Source organism: Pseudomonas sp. LBUM1643, assembly GCF_059716215.1.
On record NZ_CP166813.1, the window covers coordinates 4,859,314 to 4,877,523 of the forward strand.

At 60.0% G+C, this 18,210-nt stretch carries 18 protein-coding genes; 2 read left to right on the forward strand and 16 right to left on the reverse strand.

Translation table 11 applies throughout. The annotated features are described in order from the left end of the window. Positions 1–87 precede the first annotated feature (87 nt). The 12 genes from ACA063_RS21800 to ACA063_RS21855 form a co-directional block, all read right to left on the reverse strand. Positions 88–690 (reverse strand): nucleotidyltransferase family protein, encoded by a 603-nt coding sequence (locus ACA063_RS21800; RefSeq protein WP_497663338.1) that lies wholly within the window; start codon positions 688–690, stop codon positions 88–90. Beyond that, the gene (locus ACA063_RS21805) at positions 687–1,670 is read right to left on the reverse strand and encodes an XdhC family protein (protein ID WP_497663339.1); all 984 of its coding nucleotides are present in this window, start codon (positions 1,668–1,670) and stop codon (positions 687–689) included. Before ACA063_RS21805 ends, ACA063_RS21800 begins: the two co-directional genes overlap by 4 nt. Next, the gene (locus ACA063_RS21810) at positions 1,670–4,000 is read right to left on the reverse strand and encodes a xanthine dehydrogenase family protein molybdopterin-binding subunit (protein WP_497663340.1); all 2,331 of its coding nucleotides are present in this window, start codon (positions 3,998–4,000) and stop codon (positions 1,670–1,672) included. The genes ACA063_RS21805 and ACA063_RS21810 overlap by 1 nt, the downstream gene beginning before the upstream one ends. Then, on the reverse strand, positions 3,997–4,467 hold the full coding sequence (locus tag ACA063_RS21815; RefSeq protein ID WP_497663341.1) for a (2Fe-2S)-binding protein: 471 nt from the start codon (positions 4,465–4,467) through the stop codon (positions 3,997–3,999). Before ACA063_RS21815 ends, ACA063_RS21810 begins: the two co-directional genes overlap by 4 nt. 245 nt (positions 4,468–4,712) lie before the next feature. After that, on the reverse strand, positions 4,713–5,732 hold the full coding sequence (gene murB, locus ACA063_RS21820) for a UDP-N-acetylmuramate dehydrogenase (RefSeq protein ID WP_497663342.1): 1,020 nt from the start codon (positions 5,730–5,732) through the stop codon (positions 4,713–4,715). Next, on the reverse strand, positions 5,729–6,193 hold the full coding sequence (locus ACA063_RS21825) for an arsenate reductase/protein-tyrosine-phosphatase family protein (protein WP_490146320.1): 465 nt from the start codon (positions 6,191–6,193) through the stop codon (positions 5,729–5,731). Before ACA063_RS21825 ends, murB begins: the two co-directional genes overlap by 4 nt. Then, complete coding sequence (gene kdsB / locus ACA063_RS21830; protein ID WP_497663343.1) at positions 6,193–6,957, reverse strand: 3-deoxy-manno-octulosonate cytidylyltransferase; 765 nt, start codon at positions 6,955–6,957, stop codon at positions 6,193–6,195. Before kdsB ends, ACA063_RS21825 begins: the two co-directional genes overlap by 1 nt. After that, the gene (locus ACA063_RS21835; RefSeq protein ID WP_007945752.1) at positions 6,954–7,139 is read right to left on the reverse strand and encodes a Trm112 family protein; all 186 of its coding nucleotides are present in this window, start codon (positions 7,137–7,139) and stop codon (positions 6,954–6,956) included. Before ACA063_RS21835 ends, kdsB begins: the two co-directional genes overlap by 4 nt. Before the next feature lie 25 nt (positions 7,140–7,164). Then, a complete protein-coding gene (gene lpxK, locus ACA063_RS21840) occupies positions 7,165–8,175 on the reverse strand; it encodes a tetraacyldisaccharide 4'-kinase (RefSeq protein WP_497663344.1) in 1,011 nt (336 codons plus the stop codon). After that, on the reverse strand, positions 8,175–8,606 hold the full coding sequence (gene pocB, locus ACA063_RS21845; RefSeq protein ID WP_162437998.1) for a flagellar polar localization protein PocB: 432 nt from the start codon (positions 8,604–8,606) through the stop codon (positions 8,175–8,177). The genes lpxK and pocB overlap by 1 nt, the downstream gene beginning before the upstream one ends. Next, the gene (gene pocA / locus ACA063_RS21850) at positions 8,603–9,238 is read right to left on the reverse strand and encodes a flagellar polar localization protein PocA (protein WP_162437997.1); all 636 of its coding nucleotides are present in this window, start codon (positions 9,236–9,238) and stop codon (positions 8,603–8,605) included. The genes pocB and pocA overlap by 4 nt, the downstream gene beginning before the upstream one ends. Positions 9,239–9,336: 98 nt before the next feature. Next, positions 9,337–11,571, reverse strand: a complete 2,235-nt coding sequence (locus ACA063_RS21855) for a DNA internalization-related competence protein ComEC/Rec2 (protein ID WP_497663345.1) — start codon at positions 11,569–11,571, stop codon at positions 9,337–9,339. Positions 11,572–11,706: 135 nt separating this feature from the next. Here ACA063_RS21855 and ACA063_RS21860 point away from each other — a divergent pair, with 135 nt between their 5' ends. Next, positions 11,707–12,222, forward strand: a complete 516-nt coding sequence (locus ACA063_RS21860) for a DUF2062 domain-containing protein (protein WP_497663346.1) — start codon at positions 11,707–11,709, stop codon at positions 12,220–12,222. Positions 12,223–12,280: 58 nt separating this feature from the next. Here the strand turns inward: ACA063_RS21860 and ACA063_RS21865 are convergent, their stop codons facing one another. The 4 genes from ACA063_RS21865 to ACA063_RS21880 all read right to left on the reverse strand — a co-directional run bounded on the left by ACA063_RS21865 (position 12,281) and on the right by ACA063_RS21880 (position 15,448). Then, on the reverse strand, positions 12,281–13,060 hold the full coding sequence (locus tag ACA063_RS21865; protein WP_497663347.1) for an ABC transporter permease: 780 nt from the start codon (positions 13,058–13,060) through the stop codon (positions 12,281–12,283). Beyond that, positions 13,057–13,989, reverse strand: coding sequence for an ABC transporter ATP-binding protein (locus ACA063_RS21870; protein WP_497663348.1), 933 nt, complete (start codon positions 13,987–13,989; stop codon positions 13,057–13,059). Before ACA063_RS21870 ends, ACA063_RS21865 begins: the two co-directional genes overlap by 4 nt. A gap of 132 nt (positions 13,990–14,121) precedes the next feature. Next, the gene (locus ACA063_RS21875) at positions 14,122–14,745 is read right to left on the reverse strand and encodes a glutathione S-transferase family protein (protein ID WP_497663349.1); all 624 of its coding nucleotides are present in this window, start codon (positions 14,743–14,745) and stop codon (positions 14,122–14,124) included. Between the two features lie 43 nt (positions 14,746–14,788). Continuing rightward, entirely contained in the window at positions 14,789–15,448 is a 660-nt protein-coding gene (locus ACA063_RS21880) for a transglutaminase-like domain-containing protein (RefSeq protein ID WP_497663350.1), read from the reverse strand. A 249-nt stretch (positions 15,449–15,697) separates the two neighbouring features. Here ACA063_RS21880 and ACA063_RS21885 point away from each other — a divergent pair, with 249 nt between their 5' ends. Beyond that, the gene (locus ACA063_RS21885; protein WP_497663351.1) at positions 15,698–18,145 is read left to right on the forward strand and encodes an acyl-CoA dehydrogenase; all 2,448 of its coding nucleotides are present in this window, start codon (positions 15,698–15,700) and stop codon (positions 18,143–18,145) included. The last annotated feature ends 65 nt before the right edge of the window (positions 18,146–18,210 follow it).

Below are 18,210 nucleotides of genomic sequence, written 5' to 3' on the forward strand. Positions count from 1 at the left end.
ACGAGGCTGCGATCTTTTGATCCTGTCTTTAAAAGATCTAAAGATCGCAGCCTCGTTGCACTCGACAGCTCCTACAGGGGGTGTGGTTTAGCTCCACACCAATTTAAAGGACAACGCCTCAGGCACATCCACATCCCACAGCACCCCGGGATCCTCCACCGCCACTTCAACTACCCGTCCTTGGGAAAACAGCGGCTTGGCACCACGATCACCGGACAATGCCAACAACCCAGGGCCGAAGGAACCCGCAAAACCTACCGGATGGCCATATTCACCGTCCTGCACCGGTACGCTGATAGTGTCATCAGCCATGCACGCCAGTACCCGCTCAATGCTCGACGGGAGGATAAACGGCATATCCCCCAACACAATCAACCACCCGCGTTGCTGCGGACACGCTGCCACCCCGGCCGCGATGCTGTCACCCATCCCGGTCGATTCGATCAGCACAATTTCAAACCCATACGCCTGGGCCATGCGAATGACCTGTGGGCGATCTGCGGTGGTCACCAGCACGCGCTTCTTCAGTGATGCAGGCACATTCAGCAGCACATGCTCGATCACCGAACGAACGGCGCCGTCGCGCCCGGTACAGTCCGCCAGCAACTTGTCAGAGCTGGCACCTGCCAACTGTTGAAACCGACTGCCCTGCCCTGCTGCCAGCACGACAACGCCGATGGGTTCACTCATACATCCTCCGCCAGCAATTTCTTCTGCTTGAGCTCGACACCGTTCTTGATCGCGACAATCTCGGCCATCAGCGACAAAGCGATTTCCGCGGGCGAGTGACTGCCGATGTGCAGACCGATCGGGCCATGCAGCCGCTCGATGGCTTCTGATGACAAGCCTAGCTGAGCCAGATTGTCACGGCGCTTCAGGCTGTTGACCCGGGAACCCAGCGCCCCCACATAAAACGCTTTCGAGTCGAGGGCCGTGAGCAGCGCCATGTCGTCCAGACGAGGATCGTGGGTCAGCGCAACAATCGCCGTGCGCTCATCCGTCTGGATGTTCAACACGGCCTCGTCAGGCATGCCCGAGACAAACCGCCCGTGCTGCTCCTCCCAACCGTAGACAAATTCGCTGCGCGGATCGCAGATCAACACTTCGAAATCCAGCAACCGAGCCATTTCGGCGACATACCGGGACAGTTGGCCGGCCCCGATCAGCAACAAACGCCAGCGCGGACCGTAAATGGCCCGTAGCGTCGTCCCATCAAATGTCAGAACGTCCGTTTTGTCAGCCGCTTCCAGATTCACTTCCCCAGTGTCGACACTGAGCGTGCGCGCCACAATCTCATGGGCTTCACAGCGTGCCAGCAGCTGCGCCACCCATGTCGGATCACCGACACGCTCCTGCGTCAGACGCAAGGTGCCGCCACAGGGCAAACCAAAACGCGCCGCCTCCTCGCGGGTGACGCCGTAGGTGATCAACTGTACGGGCGGACCCTGCGCAGGGATTCGGCCATCGTGCAGCCGGGCAATAAGGTCATCCTCAACGCAACCACCGGACACCGACCCCATCACCACGCCGTCGTCACGCAAGGCCAGCATGGCGCCCGGCGCTCTGGGCGCAGTGCCCCACGTCTGAACGACGCTGAACAACACCACCCGCTGACCGGCGCGACGCCATTCGAGCACGCTGCGCAAAACGTTCAGGTCGACGCTGTCCATCAGGCTTCAGCCTTCTGCCAGCCTTGCAGCTGATAACGCACGGGAAGGTTGCGAATACGCTTGCCGGTAGCCGCAAAGATCGCATTGCACAGAGCTGGCGCAATCGGCGGCACGCCGGGTTCACCAACACCACCGAGCGGCACGTCACCCGGTGGCGTAACCAGATGCACGGCGACTTCTTTCGGCGCCAGGGACATGCGCGCCACCTCATACATGTGGAAGTTGTCTTGCTGGACTTTGCCGTCCTTAAAGCTGATTTCACCCAGAACCGCGTTACCCAACCCCATCACGCAGGCGCCTTCGAATTGCGACCGGATACGTTCAGGGTTGATCTGCGGACCGCAATCCACGGCAATGTCGGCCTTATGCACGATCAGCGTCCCGTCGTCTTTGACTTCGACTTCGATCACCGCCGCCACATAGGTCACGAAACTGTAGTGCACCGCCAAACCCAGCCCTCGCCCCTTCGGCATTTCACGGCCCCAGCCGGCAGCCTTGGCGGCGGTCTCCAGAACGGTGCGCATCCTTTCGGTATCGATTGGATAACGCTCGGGCGATTCGCCGTAGTTCCACTCTTCACTCAAGGTGCGCGGATCGATCTGCCGGTCCGGTCCAAGCAATTTAATCTGGTACTGCAGCGGATCCTGACCGGCTTTGTGCGCCAGTTCATCGACAAAACTCTGAATGGCAAAGCCGTGAGGAATGTTCGAGACCGAGCGATACCAACCCACCCGCGTATGGACCATTGCTTCCGGGTTTTCCAGACGAACGTTAGGAATCGCGTAGGCCATGTTGGTAAAGCCCATGCCCAACTCGAACGCCGCTTCGTGGTTCATGCCTGGCGCAAACAGCGCGGTGATGCTGGGGGCGACGGTGCGGTGCAACCAACCGGACGGCAGACCGTCAGCATTCAGGCTGGCCTTCAGGAACTCAGCCGACACGGTGTGGAAATAGGAGCAATGGATGTCGTCTTCACGGGTCCATTGCACGCGCACCGCCTTGCCGGGGAATTCCTTGGCGAGGATCGCGGCTTCGATGACGAAGTCCGGCTTCGACTTACGACCAAAACCACCGCCCAGCAAGGTGACGTTGACCGTCACATTATCGAACGGTATGCCGAGGCGTTCGCCAATGCGCTCCCGAGTGACTTGGGGCGCCTGGCTTGGCGCCCAGGCTTCGCAAACACCGTCCTTGAATCGGGCGATGGCAACCATTGGCTCCATAGCCGATTGCGCCAGGTGTGGCAGATAGTAGGACGCCTCCAAGGTGCTGTCGGCCTTGCCCATGGCTTCGTCGATGCTGCCCGTGTTGCGCACGACTTTACCGGGTTTGAGCGACGCGGCTTCCAGTTCCTTGCGGTAAGCGATCGAGTCGTAACTGGCATTAGGGCCATCGTCCCACTCGATCTTCAGCGCCTCGCGTCCCTTGATCGCTGCCCAGGTATTGCTGGCAACCACTGCCACCCCCCCCAGCGGCTGGAATTCCGACGGCAGCGGACGGCCTTCGATCTGGATGACCTTGATCACCCCGGGGACTTTCATTGCCGCGATTGAGTCGACGGATTTGACCTTGCCGCCATACACCGCCGGCCGTGCAATCGTCGCGTAGAGCATGCCGTCAAAATGCACATCGGCACCGTAGATAGCGCGACCATTGACGATGTCGGCACCGTCGATGGCCTTGACACCTTCCTTGCCGATGTAACGAAATTCCGAAGGTTGCTTGAGCCTCAAGTTGTCCCGAGCGGGCACCGCCAATGCACTGGCAGCGACCGCCAGGGCGCCGTAACCCAGCTCCCGGCCGGTCGGTTGGTGAATGACTTTGTGCAACTGCGCACGGCACTCGCCGACCGGAACCTTCCACTGCTCGGCAGCGGCCTGTTCCAGCATGGTTCGAGCGGCGGCACCGCAACGGCGCATGGGCTCGTACCAGTGACGCATGCTGCGTGAACCGTCAGTGTCCTGGTTACCGAAACGGACTTCGTCTCCGGGCGCTTGCTGGACCTTGACCATCGCCCAATCGGCGTCCAGCTCGTCAGCCACCACCATGCTCAAACTGGTGCGCACGCCCTGGCCCATTTCTGAACGGTTGCACACCACGGTCACGGTGCCATCAGCCGCGATGCTGACATACACCTTGGGATCGTCGATCCAGCCGTTGGGCATGCCGTCGGCACCAAACAGCTTCACTTTTTCGGCCGCCAAAGCGTCCTGCCAGCCCCAACTCGCCGCCAGCACCAGCGCGCTCGTGGCACCGACACCTTTGAGAAAGCCGCGACGGCTGAGGTTGCTGAGATTACTCAGCGCGAAATCTTCCGGCAGCTGGCTCATGCCTTGGCCTCCTTCAAGTGCGTGGAAGCCTGGCGGATAGCAGTCTTGATGCGGTTGTAAGTGCCGCAGCGGCAAATGTTTCCGACCATCGCCTCTTCAATCTGCTCCTCGCTGGGGTCTGGATGGACCTTGAGCAGCGCTGTCGCCGACATGATCTGTCCACCCTGGCAGAAACCGCACTGAGCCACGGCGGTATCCAGCCAGGCTTGTTGAACGATTTGCCCGACCGGATCAGCGTGCAGGTTATCGATAGTGCTGACGTTCTGGCCGATCACAGAGCCGATTGGCGTGATGCAGCTACGCGCCGGGGCACCATCGATATGAATGGTGCAGGCACCACACAAGCCCATGCCGCAGCCGAATTTGGGGCCGTTGTAACCGGCCACGTCACGAATGGCCCAGAGCAGCGGCATATCCTCGGTGACGTCGAGTGGTAGGTCTTGGCCATTAAGCTTCAGGGTAATCATGGGCACGCCCGCATTGTTGCTTCGGTTATGGGGTCGAGCAATCTGCCGCCGGGGGATGGCGGTGGGTTCACGCAGATCAACTCAGGCTAATGAGGCTCTCTTATGCAGATGGCAGCGTCTGCATCGGGCCTTTGGTGGAGCAAATACTTGCATCGTTAGCTGACTAAGTTAACCCAGCATTAACAAAAAAGCCCTGCACATTGATCAGTGTGCAGGGCTTTTGGATCGGTCTTGAAAGCGTAGCCTCAATACCGATTGGGCTCCATTTCCAGCTCGACATGGAATCGTTCCAATATGTCTTTCTGGATGCGTTGCGCCAGCGCCAGCAACTGCAGGCCGGTAGCATCGCCGTAGTTGACCAGCACCAGTGCCTGAAACTTGTGCACGCCGGCATCGGCCTCGCGAAACCCTTTCCACCCTGCCCGCTCGATCAGCCAGCCGGCAGCGAGTTTCATTTGCCCATCAGGTTGCGCGTAGGCCACCAGGTCCGGGTACTCGCCTTTGAGTCGGGCCACCAGCGCCGCCGGAACGAGCGGGTTTTTGAAGAAACTGCCCGCATTGCCGAGTACCGCCGGGTCCGGAAGTTTCTCACTGCGGATGCTGCAGATCGCCTGACTGACATCGGTGGCGGTCGGGTGGTCGATGCCTTGTTCAGTCAAGCGTTGACGCACCGGCCCGTATTCCAGGTGCAGGTGTTCGGTACGGTTCAGTGTGAAACGCACTCGCAGGATCAGCCAACGACCCGGTTCCTGTTTGAACACGCTGTCGCGGTAAGCGAAATTGCACTCGGCCAAGCTGAAGTCGCGCAACTCGCCGGTCTGTCGATCAAGTGCCGTGAGCCCGGCGAACACATCCTTGATCTCCACACCGTAGGCGCCGATGTTCTGCATCGGTGCCGCGCCCACCGTGCCCGGAATCAGGCTGAGGTTTTCCAGTCCCGACAGACCTTGGGCCAAAGTGGACTGCACAAAGGGATGCCAAGGCTCGCCAGCCTCGGCTTCGATCACGACCTGACGGCCGTCATCGCTGAGAACACGAATCCCGCGAGTGGCCATGCGCAGAACCAGCGACTGAATATCAGCCGTCAGCAGCAAGTTGCTGCCTCCGCCGATCACCAATAACGGCACGTCATGCGCGGCGGCATACGCCAGGGCTTCACGCACGTCGGCATCGCTGTGGGCTTCGGCAAACAAGCGGGCCTGAACATCCACCCCGAAACTGTTGAACGGTTTGAGCGACACCTGGGGCCGTATTTGCAAACTCATAACCGCCCCTTCAATTCGATCACCAGCAAATCACTGGCGCGCTCGATCAGGTCCAGCACCTGCTCGAACCCTTGGTCACCGTCGTAGTACGGATCTGGCACTTCATCGATTTCGCTCTGGTAGCGACGCAGGAACAGGTCCAGTTCGGCCTTGCCCTTGGCGGGTTGCAGCGCCTTGAGGTTGCGCAGGTTGCTGTTGTCCATCGCCAGAATCAGGTCGTACATGGCGAAATCAGCGCGGCTCACCTGCTGGGCACGCTGGGCCGACAGGTCGTAACCACGCAGCTTGGCCGCCGCTTGACTGCGTTTGTCCGGCGCCTTGCCGACATGCCAGTCACCGGTACCGGCGGACGCAACTTCGACCTGACCGGCCAACCCGGCCTCACGCAATTTATGCCGTAGCACGCCTTCCGCGGTGGGCGAGCGGCAGATATTTCCCAGACAGACGAACAAAACCCGCATCAAGCCTCCAGCAGGCGACGAACGCGTTCAAGGTCTTCTGCGGTATCCACGCCGGTCGGCGGGGCGATCAACGCGTCGGCCACATGAATCCGCACGCCGTGCCACAGGGCACGCAGTTGCTCAAGGGATTCGGTGTTTTCCAGCCAGCATGGACCCCAGCTGACGAAGTCATGCAGGAAACCGGCGCGGTAAGCATAAATACCAATGTGCCGGCGATACGGTACGCCTTCCGGCAACTGCTCACGACCCTTGGCGAAAGCATCCCGTGCCCACGGCAACGTTGCGCGGCTGAAGGTCAACGCCAGGCCATTGATGTCACTGACGACCTTGACGACATTGGGATTGAACAGTGTTTCAACGTCTTCGATCGGCTCGGCCAGGGTGGCCATGCGCGCCTCGGTATGGGCGGCGAGGTTGGCGGCGACCTGATCGATCACACTCGGAGGGATCAGCGGCTCGTCACCTTGCACGTTGACCACAATGGCGTCCGCGGCCAGGCCCAGTTTCGTGGCAACCTCCGCCAGGCGGTCAGTGCCCGAGTTGTGGTCTTCACGGGTCAGCACCACTTCCGCGCCAAAACCCTTGCAGGCCTCGACGATGCGCGGGTCGTCAGTGGCAACCACCACACGCTCGGCGCTGCTTTTGCTGGCCTGTTCCCAGACATGCTGGATCATCGGTTTGCCGGCGATCAACAGCAAGGGCTTGCCGGGTAAACGGGTCGAAGCGAAACGCGATGGAATGACAACGGTAAAGGCTGTGGTCATTTATCCAGACGCTCATCAGTGGTCAGGGTGCGGGCTTCGGTTTCGAGCATGACCGGAATGCCGTCACGAATCGGGTACGCAAGACCTGCGCCCTTGCTGATCAGCTCGGTTTTGTCGGCGCTGAGCTTGAGCGGGCCTTTGCAGACCGGGCAAGCGAGGATGTCGAGCAATTTGGTGTCCATGAGCATTCCCTGGATAAGAACGGAGTTAAGGCAAAAGACGAGCCGGCAACAGGCGCATCAGCTGTGTATCGAACCAGGCCACGAAGGCCGGCGATGGCACAGCATCGACCGCCAGGTACCACCAATCGGCGGCGGCGAAGGCACGGCACTTCACCGCGTCCTTTTCAGTCATCACCAATGGCAATGACGGTGTGAAATTCAAGGCCTGGGCGCTGTATTCGGCGTGGTCGGCAAAAGCATGGGGGACTGCTCGCCAGTGTAGCGTTTCGAGCGTCGTGAAGAAACGCTGCGGGTTGCCGATACCGGCCACGGCGTGGACGGCCTGACCGGCAGGAAAGTGGTCGAGGGGACGCCGTTCGCCACTGTTTAGATTGATCAGGGCCGTGGGTTGCAACTGGAAGGCAAAACCGTCCTCGCGATCGCCTGCCGCGCCGTTGTAGAGCAACGCGTCGACACTTTCCAGGCGCTCGGCCGGTTCCCGCAATGGCCCGGCGGGCAGGCAACGCTGGTTACCCAGGCCACGAGCAGCGTCGATAAGCACCAGCTCGAGGTCTCGGGCCAGTCGATAATGTTGCATGCCGTCATCAGACAGAATCAGGTCCAGCGGCTCACTCGCCAGCAAGGCTTTGACGGCACGACTGCGGTCCGGGTCGATCATCAAGGGCACACCCGTGCGCTGGACGATCAACAACGGTTCGTCACCCGCCATTTCCGCGCTTTGATCCGCCTCGACGCGCCAGGGCAATTGCGCAGGTTTTGCACCATAGCCGCGACTGACCACGCCCACTCGCAGCCCGCTACGCTGGCAGTGCTCGATCATCCACAGAATCAGCGGCGTCTTGCCGGTGCCGCCGACAGTGATGTTACCGACCACGATCAGCGGCACGGGCGGTTGATAGATCTCGCCCTCGCCTGCCAGAAAGCGCTTGCGCTTGTTCGTGACGACCCGTCGATACAGCCACTCCAGCGGCTGAAGTAACTTCAGGGCCGGGTGACCTTCATACCAGGCCTTTATCAAGCGATCAGACAGAGCCATCAGGGCGCGGGCGCCGACGCTTCGACAGTGGTCATGCGCAGGTGACTGAAGCCCAGCTTGCCTGCGGCGTCCATGGCGGTGATGACGGACTGATGCTGTGTCTTGCCGTCAGCGCTGATAGACAGCGGCAGATTGGTATCACCGTTGGACTCTTTTTTCAGCGCGTCCATCAGCGTGGCCAGATCGTTCTTCGGCAATATCTGATTGTTTACCGAAAACACGCCTTCGGCGCTGATGGCAACGTCCAGCTGCTTGGCCTGCTGATCTTCGGCAGGCGAACCACTGACCGCCTCGGGCAACTCGACGCGCAACTGGGTTTCACGGGTAAACGTGGTCGTGACCACGAAAAACAGCAGCAGGATAAACACCACGTCGATCAGCGATGCGAGGTTGATGTCCACATTTTCCCGTTGCTTGCGGCGGAATTTCACGCTTTGCCCTCAGCCAGGTCCACGTCACGATCACCCTGCACCACTTCAACCAGCTTGATTGCTTCCTGCTCCATGCCCACCACCAGTTCATCGATCCGGCGCTGGAGGAAGCGGTGGAAGAAGACCGAAGGAATACCGACCATCAGGCCCGCCGCCGTGGTAATCAGCGCCTTGGAGATACCACCGGCCAGCACGGAGGCGTTGGTGGTCATGCCCGTGCCCATGAACGCACTGAAAATATCGATCATGCCCAGGACCGTCCCCAGCAACCCCAGCAACGGGGCCATGGCCGCGATGGTGCCCAAGGCATTGATGTATCGTTCGAGCTCATGAATGACTCGGGCGGCCGCCTCTTCGATGCACTCTTTCATGATCTCGCGACCATGTTTGGAGTTCGCCAGGCCGGCGGCCAGGATCTCGCCCAACGGAGAGTTGGCGCGCAGCTCCTTGAGTTTGTCTTTATTGAGTTGCTTGTCCTTGATCCAGACCCAGACCTGCCCGAGCAAGTGCTCCGGGGTCACACGGCTGGCTCGCAGGGTCCAGAGACGCTCGGCGACAATCGCCATCGCCGCGATGGAACTCAGAATGATCGGCAGCATCATCCAGCCACCGGATTTGACCAATTCCCACACAGTGTCAGTCCCCTCGAAAAAGTGCGCCACTCTAACATAGGGGGTGCGCGCACCGAAGACCGTGATGTCGCATCCGGTCGGGCGTCAATCACACACAGCTACTTCGGAAGCGGCGGCGGATCACGCCAGAATCGACGTTCCTGACGCATCGTCATGGGGGGCTTGAAACGCCCCAGCTGCAGATGAACGGCGCCTTGATCGGCACTGTCGTAGATGTTCAGGCCACTTTTTCGATAGCGCGCCATGACCGTTGGATGAGGATGACCGAAGGAATTGCCGTTACCCCGGGAAATCAGCACCGACTTGGGCTGCAACCGGTTCAGTAACGCCATCGAAGACGACGTGCGACTGCCGTGATGAGGCGACTGCAACCAGTCGGTACTGACCGCCAGCGGGCTGTCGAGCAGTGCTCGTTCGGCGGCGCCTTCAATGTCACCGGTTAGCAGCAACCGCTCGCCCCCGGCCTCGATTTGCAACACACAGGACCTTGAGTTGCTGTCATGGGCAGACGCCCATTGCCAGAGCTGGAAGTTCACGCCATCCCAATTCCATTGCCGCCCACTTTCGCAGTCTTCAGCGCTCAGCCCATCCAGGAGAGGCAGAGGCTCGCCACCGACGATCTGCCTGACAGGCAATCCACCGGCAACCGCCCGCGCACCGCCAGCGTGATCGGCGTGAGCATGACTGATCAGCATCAGGTCGATGGCCTTGACGCCCAGTTTGCGCAACGTCGGCAGCACTACCCGCTCCCCCAGGTCGGAATCACCGGATCGTGGACCGGCGTCATACAACAACGAGTGATGGCGAGTGCGTACAAGGATCGCCAGGCCTTGGCCGACATCCAGTTGCCAGACGTCGGCAACGCCTTCGGAGATTTCCGGACGGGGAGGAAAGATCAGCAACAAAAACAGCGGCCAACCCGCCAGACGCAGTGGCACGCCACGTGGCATCAGCAGCAGCAAGGCTCCCATAGCGCCCAATGCCCACGTCCACAAGGGGATCGCGACCGGCACCCAGGCCGGCAACTCCCCGGCGATCAGCGCCAGACCTTTGAATAGCCAGTCGATCAGACCTCCAGCCAGCCACAGCAAACCCTCGCCCACATAGGGAATGGGCAACAGCAGCGTGCCGAGCAACGCGGGCGGCAATACCACCAGACTGATCCAGGGCACCGCGAGCAGGTTCGTCAGCGGACCGCTGATACTGATCGGCAGGCCAAGAATCAGTAGAAACGGGCACAAACCGATTGCGATCAGCCACTGGGCGCGCGTCCAGGTTTGCCACCAGCGCCAAGGGCCCAACCGACCACCGAAGGTAAAGATCAGGACGCCAACCGCGGCGAAAGACAGCCAGAAACCCGGCTGCAGGCTCGCCAGCGGATCCATCAGCAACACACCGTTGAGCGCCAGCAACAGCGGCCACCAGGCGCCGAGGTGACGAAAACGCAGGCGCCACAACAGCACCAGGCCGATCATCACGCACGCTCGCCGCACCGGCACATCGAACCCGGCGAGCAGGCCATAACCCACCGCAGCGCCGAACGCGAGGCCGCACGCCCATGGCAGCCAGGGCAAACGACCCGGCCATGCGCCATAGCGAGCCAACCCGGCGATCAGCAGGTACACGACGCCCGCCAACAAACCGATGTGCTGCCCGGATATGACCAGCAAGTGCACGGTGCCGGTGTCTTGCAGGACTTGCCAATCTTCGCGGCTCAGTCCGGCACCGTCCCCCAGGACCAGCGCGGCCAACGCCCCGGATCGTCCTTGGGCGTCGACATTCTGCAGGCGCTGGCGAATGCCGTCGCGCCAGGCTCCACGAGCCTCCGCGAGCCGTTCACCCTCCTTGACCGTACCAGTTGCACCGATGCCCTTAGCCAGTAGCCAAGCGTCATAATCGAAGGCATGGGGGTTGAGCAACCCGGCAGGACGCTTCAATTTGACTGCCAATCGCCAGCGTTCACCGCTGTTGACTGGGGGTCCGTCATACCAGGCCAAACGCATCAGCTTTGGCAGTTTCGAACGTCGTGAATGGCTGTCCGTCAGCTCAAAGCGCACCACGCCCTCGGCATTTTGGGGCAACCCTGTCACTCGCCCCTCCACCCAACGCGTCTCGCCGTCGAGGCGGGGTGCCAGGCGATCATTCAGCGCCCATTGCGCATTCGCACCCGCCCAACTCAAACCGAACAGAAAGAATGCCAATGGATAGGCCCGAAAGGGCAACACCATCAAACCGGCCACAGGCAACAACATCCACAACCAGACCGGCGGTAAAGCCGGTAAAAAACGCAGGGTCAGCAGACCCAACGCCAGCGCTAACATCCCTGTGCGCATAAGCCCGTCCTTGAGAGTTCCTCCCTAGGCTTAGCTGGCCGACCGCACTGGCATCGTTATTAATTGTCACAAAGTCTGAATGGGCGGTTTATAGAATCCAGACATACTTGCCGCCTTAACCGACCGAGAAGCCCTATGCCCCGGCGCTTATTCAAACGTTACATGCCAGACCCGACGAGCATCAGGGAACACAAGTCCTTACGCTTTCTTGGCACCCTGCTGCATGACCCGAACCTTTGGCACCTCAACCGCCACTCGGTCGCCCGGGCGATGGCGGTCGGGCTGTTTGCGGCATTCCTGCCGATACCGTTGCAAATGCTGGTTGCCGCGGCCCTCGCCATTATGGTGCGCGGCAACATTCCCATCGCCGTCAGCCTGGTCTGGCTGACCAACCCGATCACCATGCCAGTGGTGTTTTTCTGCACCTACCAGACTGGCGCCTGGCTCATGGACATCCCTGCCCGTCATTTACCCGACGAGTTGACCTGGGCATGGATCAGCGGCGAGCTTTCCACGATGTGGCAGCCCTTCTTGCTGGGTTCGGTGGTGACGGGACTGGTGCTCGGCGCTCTGGCCTACTGCCTGACCATGACGTATTGGCGCTGGTGGGTAAGCCGGCAGTGGAAGCGGCGCAAGAAAAAACGGATGTAAGAATGCAAAACGGCCTCCACTTGGGAGGCCGTTTGTTTATGCGATGTCTGGACTGAGATTATGTACGCATCCCACGCCCACTCACCAGCAACCGCGCACAGCCGATATACAACACAACCGTCGCCACCAGCATGAACGTGATCGCGACACTGATCTTTATGTCCGAAACGCCAAGGATGCCGTAACGGAATGCGTTGACCATGTGCAACACCGGATTCGCCAGGGACACGGTCTGCCAGAACGGAGGCAGCAACGAGATCGAGTAGAACACCCCACCCAGGTACGTCAGCGGCGTCAGCACAAATGTCGGGATGATCGAAATGTCGTCGAAGTTACGTGCAAACACTGCGTTGATGAAGCCCAGCAGCGAAAAGATCGTCGCCGTCAGCACCACCACCAGAATGGTCACGCCCAGGTGATGCACCTGCAGCTTGGTGAAAAACAGCGACAGCATCGTCACGATCACCCCGACCATCAAGCCGCGCAACACGCCGCCCAAGGTGTAACCGATCAGAATCGTGTGCGGCGACACCGGCGACACCATCAACTCTTCAATGGAGCGCTGGAATTTGCTGCCGAAGAAACTCGACACCACGTTGCCATAGGAGTTGGTGATCACCGACATCATGATCAGGCCCGGCACGATGTATTCCATATAGGTGAAGCCACCCATATCGCCGATCTGCCGACCGATCAGATTGCCGAAGATCACAAAGTACAGAACCATGGTGATCGCTGGCGGTAGCAGCGTCTGCGGCCAGATCCGGGTAAAGCGTCTGACCTCGCGGTAAACAATGGTATTGAGGGCAACGAGGTTGGGTTGCAGCTCGGAACTCATACCGCCACCTTCGACAGATTTTTCTCCACCAGGGACACGAACAACTCCTCAAGGCGATTGGTTTTGTTACGCAAGCTCAGCACATCGATGTTCTGCTGAGCAAGTTGAGTGAACAGCGCAGTGATGCCCATCGCCTTGTCGACCTGGACTTCCAGCGTGTGGCTGTCCAACAGTTTGGTGGGGTAACCGAGCAACTGCGGCGCCACGCTCAGCGTGTTCTTCAGATCGAGCAGGAACGTTTCCACATGCAGCTGGCCGAGCAGCTGTTTCATGCTGGTGTTCTCGACGATGGTGCCGTGATCGATGATCCCGATATTGCGGCACAGCTGCTCAGCCTCTTCCAGATAGTGCGTGGTGAGGATGATGGTGATGCCTTTCTGATTCAGCTCGGTCAGGAAGGTCCACATCGAGCGACGCAATTCGATGTCGACCCCCGCCGTCGGTTCGTCGAGGATCAACAGGCGCGGCTCATGAACCAGCGCACGGGCGATCATCAGTCGACGCTTCATGCCGCCGGACAACGAGCGCGATGGCACGTCACGCTTGTCCCACAACCCGAGCTGGGTCAGGTATTGCTCGGCCCGGTCCTTGGCGATCTTCGGCGGGATGCCGTAATAACCGGCCTGGGTCACTACGATGTCGAACGTTTTCTCGAACTGATTGAAGTTGAATTCCTGAGGCACCACACCGATGGAGCGCTTGAGTTGCGCAGGATTCTTGTCCAGGTCGTGACCGAAGATATTCACCGTGCCGCTGGTCTTGTTCACCAGGGTGGAAAGAATGCCGATGGTCGTGGATTTGCCAGCGCCGTTAGGGCCGAGCAAGGCGAAAAAGTCACCTTCAGCGACGTCCAGATCGATACCACTCAGGGCCTGGAAACCGTTGCCGTAGGTTTTGGTTAGCTGCCGGATGGACAGAGCGGAACTCATATCGGATTACGCACCAAGAAGGAAAGGAAGGATTAGATAAGGGCGGGCGGCGACTAACACAACCACGGCGCATGAAGGCAATGGTGCTTGTCGTCGCCACACAAGTACAGTCAAGCGTGTCGATAGTGAGTATTAAGTCAACGCGGTCATGACGGCTTTCTGATACGCCGGACGCTGCTTGAGCCGTGCGTACCAGGCTTCCAGATGGGGGTGCGGCGCACGCTCGATCGGCATCTCGAACCAGGCATAAATAAAACTGCCCAGGGGAATGTCGCCCATGCCGATATCGTTTCCTGACAGGTAAGGCTGGATTGCCAGTGCCTCATCGGCCATCGTCAGCAAGCCGTCGCACTCTTTGATTGCCGCGTTGATGGCGGACCAATCCTGCTGATCCGCCGGGGTGCGCAACACGCCCCAGAACACGGTGCGGAAAGGGCCGGCAAAACTTGAGGTGGTCCAGTCCATCCACTTGTCGGCAGCCGCGCGGCCTTGCGGATCGGTCACGTACCAATGGGTGTCATTGGCGTGACGGGCCATCAGGTAACGAACGATGGCATTGGATTCCCAAAGTACGAAACCATCGTCCTGAATAACCGGCACACGGCCATTGGGATTCATCGCCCGATATTCGGGCGTATCGACCACCCCGAACGCGCCGCCCGCATCAATCGCCTCATAGGCCAGGCCCAGCTCTTCGGCGGCCCATAACGGCTTTCTGACATTCGACGAATTTTTCCGACCCCAGATCTTCAGCATGACCGCCTCTTTATGGATGAATGCGCAGGCAGCATACGCCGGATCAGGCGCGGCTCAAATCGCCCTGCATGTCACCCAGCAACAGCGGCAATTGATCGCTGAAGAGGTGTGGATAGCATTTTTCCAGGTGCTCGAAAAAGAACGCTTCGGGCACGTCGGTGAACTGACCATGATCGATCAGGTACTCCATCAACTGCTCGCCATCGCGATTGAAAGGATGAAAAACGCTGTCGTTGATCCCGTCGAATTCCAGCGGCGCGACATTGAACAGTTCGCACAACCCTTGATTGAACGCAGGCGTGGCTTTGACCCAGCGGCCGTTCAGGAACAGCTCGGTATAACCGTGCATGGCGAACACATCACTCTTGAGCAGTTCGAGTAACCGCGGCGTCGACAGGTGATTGCGCACATCCGCCAGGCCAATACGTGCAGGGATGCCGCAATGTCGTGCGGCCCCCGCCAGCAACGTGGCTTTGGGCACGCAGTAACTTTCCCCCGCCGCCAGCGCGTAACTGCCGCGCAGGGTTTGCGGGTCGCGGCTGAAGGTGTAAGGGTTGTAGCGCACGGCTTCGCGCACCGCGTAATAAAGATTGATCGCTTGCTCGAGCGGGTCGCGACTGGCGCCACGATGTTTTTCAGCGAACTCCACCACGGACGGATGGTCACTATCGATGAAGCGGCCGGGACTCAGATACTCGTGCATGAGAACAATCTCCTGGGGAAGCCACGAGTCTAGCGACAGCTTCAGCACAGAGATAACGACGTTTCGGCCAAACATGGACGCATAGCCGCGCCGGTAGCGAACGATTCCCGCGCCCCGATGCCCACTGATCCTGCAAAACGCGTTGAAGGTTTCCCACGAATTCAATCACCTCGCTCTGATCACCCTGTTTTACGGATGCCGTCTAAGCTCTGAAGGTTGGTTTTGCCCCTGGTTCACGGAGGATTAAATATGCTGTTGTTGTGGATACTGGTTCTGATTGTCGGCATCGCCTACCTGGCCCACCGTCGCACCGCCCCGCTCCCCGCACTGTGCATCGTCGCCGTCTATGTCGTGGCGATGGGCGCATTCAGTCACGCACCGGGTTGGTTGCTGCTGGTTCTTTGGGTGTTGATCGCGGCTGTTGCGGCACCCTTGTTGCTGCCCGATCTGCGTCGCAAATTTTTCAGCGCTCCACTGTTCAGCTGGTTTCAGAAAACCCTGCCACCGATGTCACAAACCGAACGCGATGCCATCGACGCCGGCACTGTCTGGTGGGACGGTGAACTGTTCAGCGGCCGGCCGGACTGGGACAAACTGCTGTCCTATCCAAAAGTGCAATTGAGCGAAGAAGAACAGGCATTCATCGACGGTCCGACCGAAGAGCTCTGCGCCATGGTGACCGACTGGCAAATCGGCCAGGACATGGACTTGCCGCCAGAAGCCTGGAGCCACATCAAGGAAAACGGCTTTTTCGCCCTGATCATTCCAAAAGAATTCGGTGGCAAGGGCTTCTCCGCCTATGCCCACTCCCAGGTCGCGATGAAACTGGCGACTCGCAGTGGCGACCTTGCCTCCACCGTGATGGTGCCTAACTCCCTCGGTCCTGCTGAACTGCTGCTGCACTACGGCACCGATGAACAGCGCAACCACTATCTACCACGCCTGGCGCGCGGTGATGACATTCCGTGCTTCGCCCTCACCGGTCCGCTCGCGGGCTCCGATGCAGGGGCCATGCCCGATACCGGCGTTATCTGCAAAGGTGAATGGGAAGGTAAGGAAACACTGGGCCTACACCTGAACTGGGAAAAGCGTTACATCACCCTCGGGCCCGTCGCTACCCTCCTCGGCCTGGCTTTCAAGGCCTACGACCCGGACCATCTGCTGGGTGACAAGGAAGACCTGGGCATCAGCCTGGCGCTGATTCCAACCGACACTGCCGGCGTTGAAATCGGTCGCCGTCACCTGCCACTGGGCGCCGCATTCATGAACGGCCCCAACTCCGGCAAGGACGTGTTCGTACCGCTGGAGTTCCTCATCGGCGGCCAGGAAATGCTCGGCAAGGGCTGGATGATGTTGATGAATTGCCTGTCGGTCGGGCGCTCGATTTCCCTCCCTGCAGTAGGTACCGGCGCGGCGAAGTTCACCAGCCTGGTCACCGGGCAATACGCGCAGGTTCGCGAGCAGTTCAACGTGCCACTCTCCGCCTTCGAAGGCATTCAGGAGGCCATGGCGCGCATCGGCGGTAACGCCTGGATGATGGACGCCGCGCGAATGCTGACCGCCAACGCCGTGGATCTGGGCGAGAAACCGTCGGTGCTGTCGGCGATTCTCAAGTACCACCTCACCGAACGCGGCCGCGAATGCATCAGCCACGCCATGGACGTTCATGGCGGCAAAGCGATCATCATGGGCCCGAACAATTACCTGGGTCGCAGCTGGAATGGCGCGCCGATCTTCATCACGGTGGAAGGCGCGAACATTCTTTCGCGTAACCTGATGATCTTCGGTCAGGGCGCGATTCGCTGCCATCCCTTCGTCCTCAAGGAAATGGCGCTTGCCGGTCGTGAGGACAAGGATCAGGCCCTCATTGAATTTGATGGTCTGCTGCTCCAGCACATCGGTTTCGCCGTGAGCAACGCCGCCAGCACGCTGGTATTGAACCTTGGTTTCGGCCATTTCGAACGGGCGCCGGGCAACGGGCTCAGCCAGGGTTACTTCCGCGCACTGAACCGTCAGGCCGCCGCATTCGCCATGCTCGCCGACCTCAGCATGATGTTGCTGGGTGGCGAACTGAAGCGTCGCGAACGCCTGTCGGCGCGGCTCGGGGATGTGCTCAGCAACATGTACCTCGCTTCCGCCGCGCTCAAGCGTTACCACGATCTCGATTCTCCCGACCATATGGCCCCGCTGTTTACCTGGGCCATGGAAGAGAGTCTCGGCCAGTCGGAACGGGCACTGGATGAACTGCTGACCAATTTCCCCAACAAGGTGCTGGGCTGCCTGCTGCGCGTGATCGTCTTTCCGTTCGGTCGTCGTCACAAGGGACCATCGGACAAACTCGGAGCGCAAGTGGCGGCTGTGATTGGTCGCGCCAAGGGTGATCCGACCCTCGAGGAACTGCTGGGTGGGTGCTACCGCCCACAATCGGCCGATGACGCCGTCGGTGCTCTGCAACACGCGTGCAACCTGCTGAATGCAGCGCAGCCGCTGCAGAAAAAACTGCATGTGGCGCTCAAAAGTGGCCAGGTCAAACCGGCCGCCGGGGAGCACGCCATCGATGCCGCGCTGGAGGCGGGTGCTCTGCAACCGGTGGAAGCGCAAACCCTGCGTGATGCCGAAGCGGCGCGACGCAAGGTGATCGACGTCGATGATTTCGACAAAGAGGAGTTGGCGCTGGCCGAAGGAAAGGTCCGCTGATCCCGCTCCACCTATAAAAACGGGCGCAGGAGCTTTATACTCCCGCGCCCGTTTTGCTCTTGAGG

Excerpts from the sequence above, each read along its gene's own strand:
- ACA063_RS21875 (WP_497663349.1), bottom strand. The coding sequence starts at position 14,745 with ATGCTGAAGATCTGGGGTCGGAAAAATTCGTCGAATGTCAGAAAGCCG.
- murB (WP_497663342.1), bottom strand. The coding sequence starts at position 5,732 with ATGAGTTTGCAAATACGGCCCCAGGTGTCGCTCAAACCGTTCAACAGT.
- ACA063_RS21825 (WP_490146320.1), bottom strand. The coding sequence starts at position 6,193 with ATGCGGGTTTTGTTCGTCTGTCTGGGAAATATCTGCCGCTCGCCCACC.
- ACA063_RS21880 (WP_497663350.1), bottom strand. The coding sequence starts at position 15,448 with ATGCACGAGTATCTGAGTCCCGGCCGCTTCATCGATAGTGACCATCCG.
- kdsB (WP_497663343.1), bottom strand. The coding sequence starts at position 6,957 with ATGACCACAGCCTTTACCGTTGTCATTCCATCGCGTTTCGCTTCGACC.
- ACA063_RS21885 (WP_497663351.1), top strand. The coding sequence starts at position 15,698 with ATGCTGTTGTTGTGGATACTGGTTCTGATTGTCGGCATCGCCTACCTG.
- lpxK (WP_497663344.1), bottom strand. The coding sequence starts at position 8,175 with ATGGCTCTGTCTGATCGCTTGATAAAGGCCTGGTATGAAGGTCACCCG.
- ACA063_RS21860 (WP_497663346.1), top strand. The coding sequence starts at position 11,707 with ATGCCCCGGCGCTTATTCAAACGTTACATGCCAGACCCGACGAGCATC.
- ACA063_RS21805 (WP_497663339.1), bottom strand. The coding sequence starts at position 1,670 with ATGGACAGCGTCGACCTGAACGTTTTGCGCAGCGTGCTCGAATGGCGT.
- ACA063_RS21855 (WP_497663345.1), bottom strand. The coding sequence starts at position 11,571 with ATGCGCACAGGGATGTTAGCGCTGGCGTTGGGTCTGCTGACCCTGCGT.
- ACA063_RS21800 (WP_497663338.1), bottom strand. The coding sequence starts at position 690 with ATGAGTGAACCCATCGGCGTTGTCGTGCTGGCAGCAGGGCAGGGCAGT.
- ACA063_RS21870 (WP_497663348.1), bottom strand. The coding sequence starts at position 13,989 with ATGAGTTCCGCTCTGTCCATCCGGCAGCTAACCAAAACCTACGGCAAC.
- ACA063_RS21835 (WP_007945752.1), bottom strand. The coding sequence starts at position 7,139 with ATGGACACCAAATTGCTCGACATCCTCGCTTGCCCGGTCTGCAAAGGC.
- ACA063_RS21815 (WP_497663341.1), bottom strand. The coding sequence starts at position 4,467 with ATGATTACCCTGAAGCTTAATGGCCAAGACCTACCACTCGACGTCACC.
- ACA063_RS21865 (WP_497663347.1), bottom strand. The coding sequence starts at position 13,060 with ATGAGTTCCGAGCTGCAACCCAACCTCGTTGCCCTCAATACCATTGTT.
- ACA063_RS21810 (WP_497663340.1), bottom strand. The coding sequence starts at position 4,000 with ATGAGCCAGCTGCCGGAAGATTTCGCGCTGAGTAATCTCAGCAACCTC.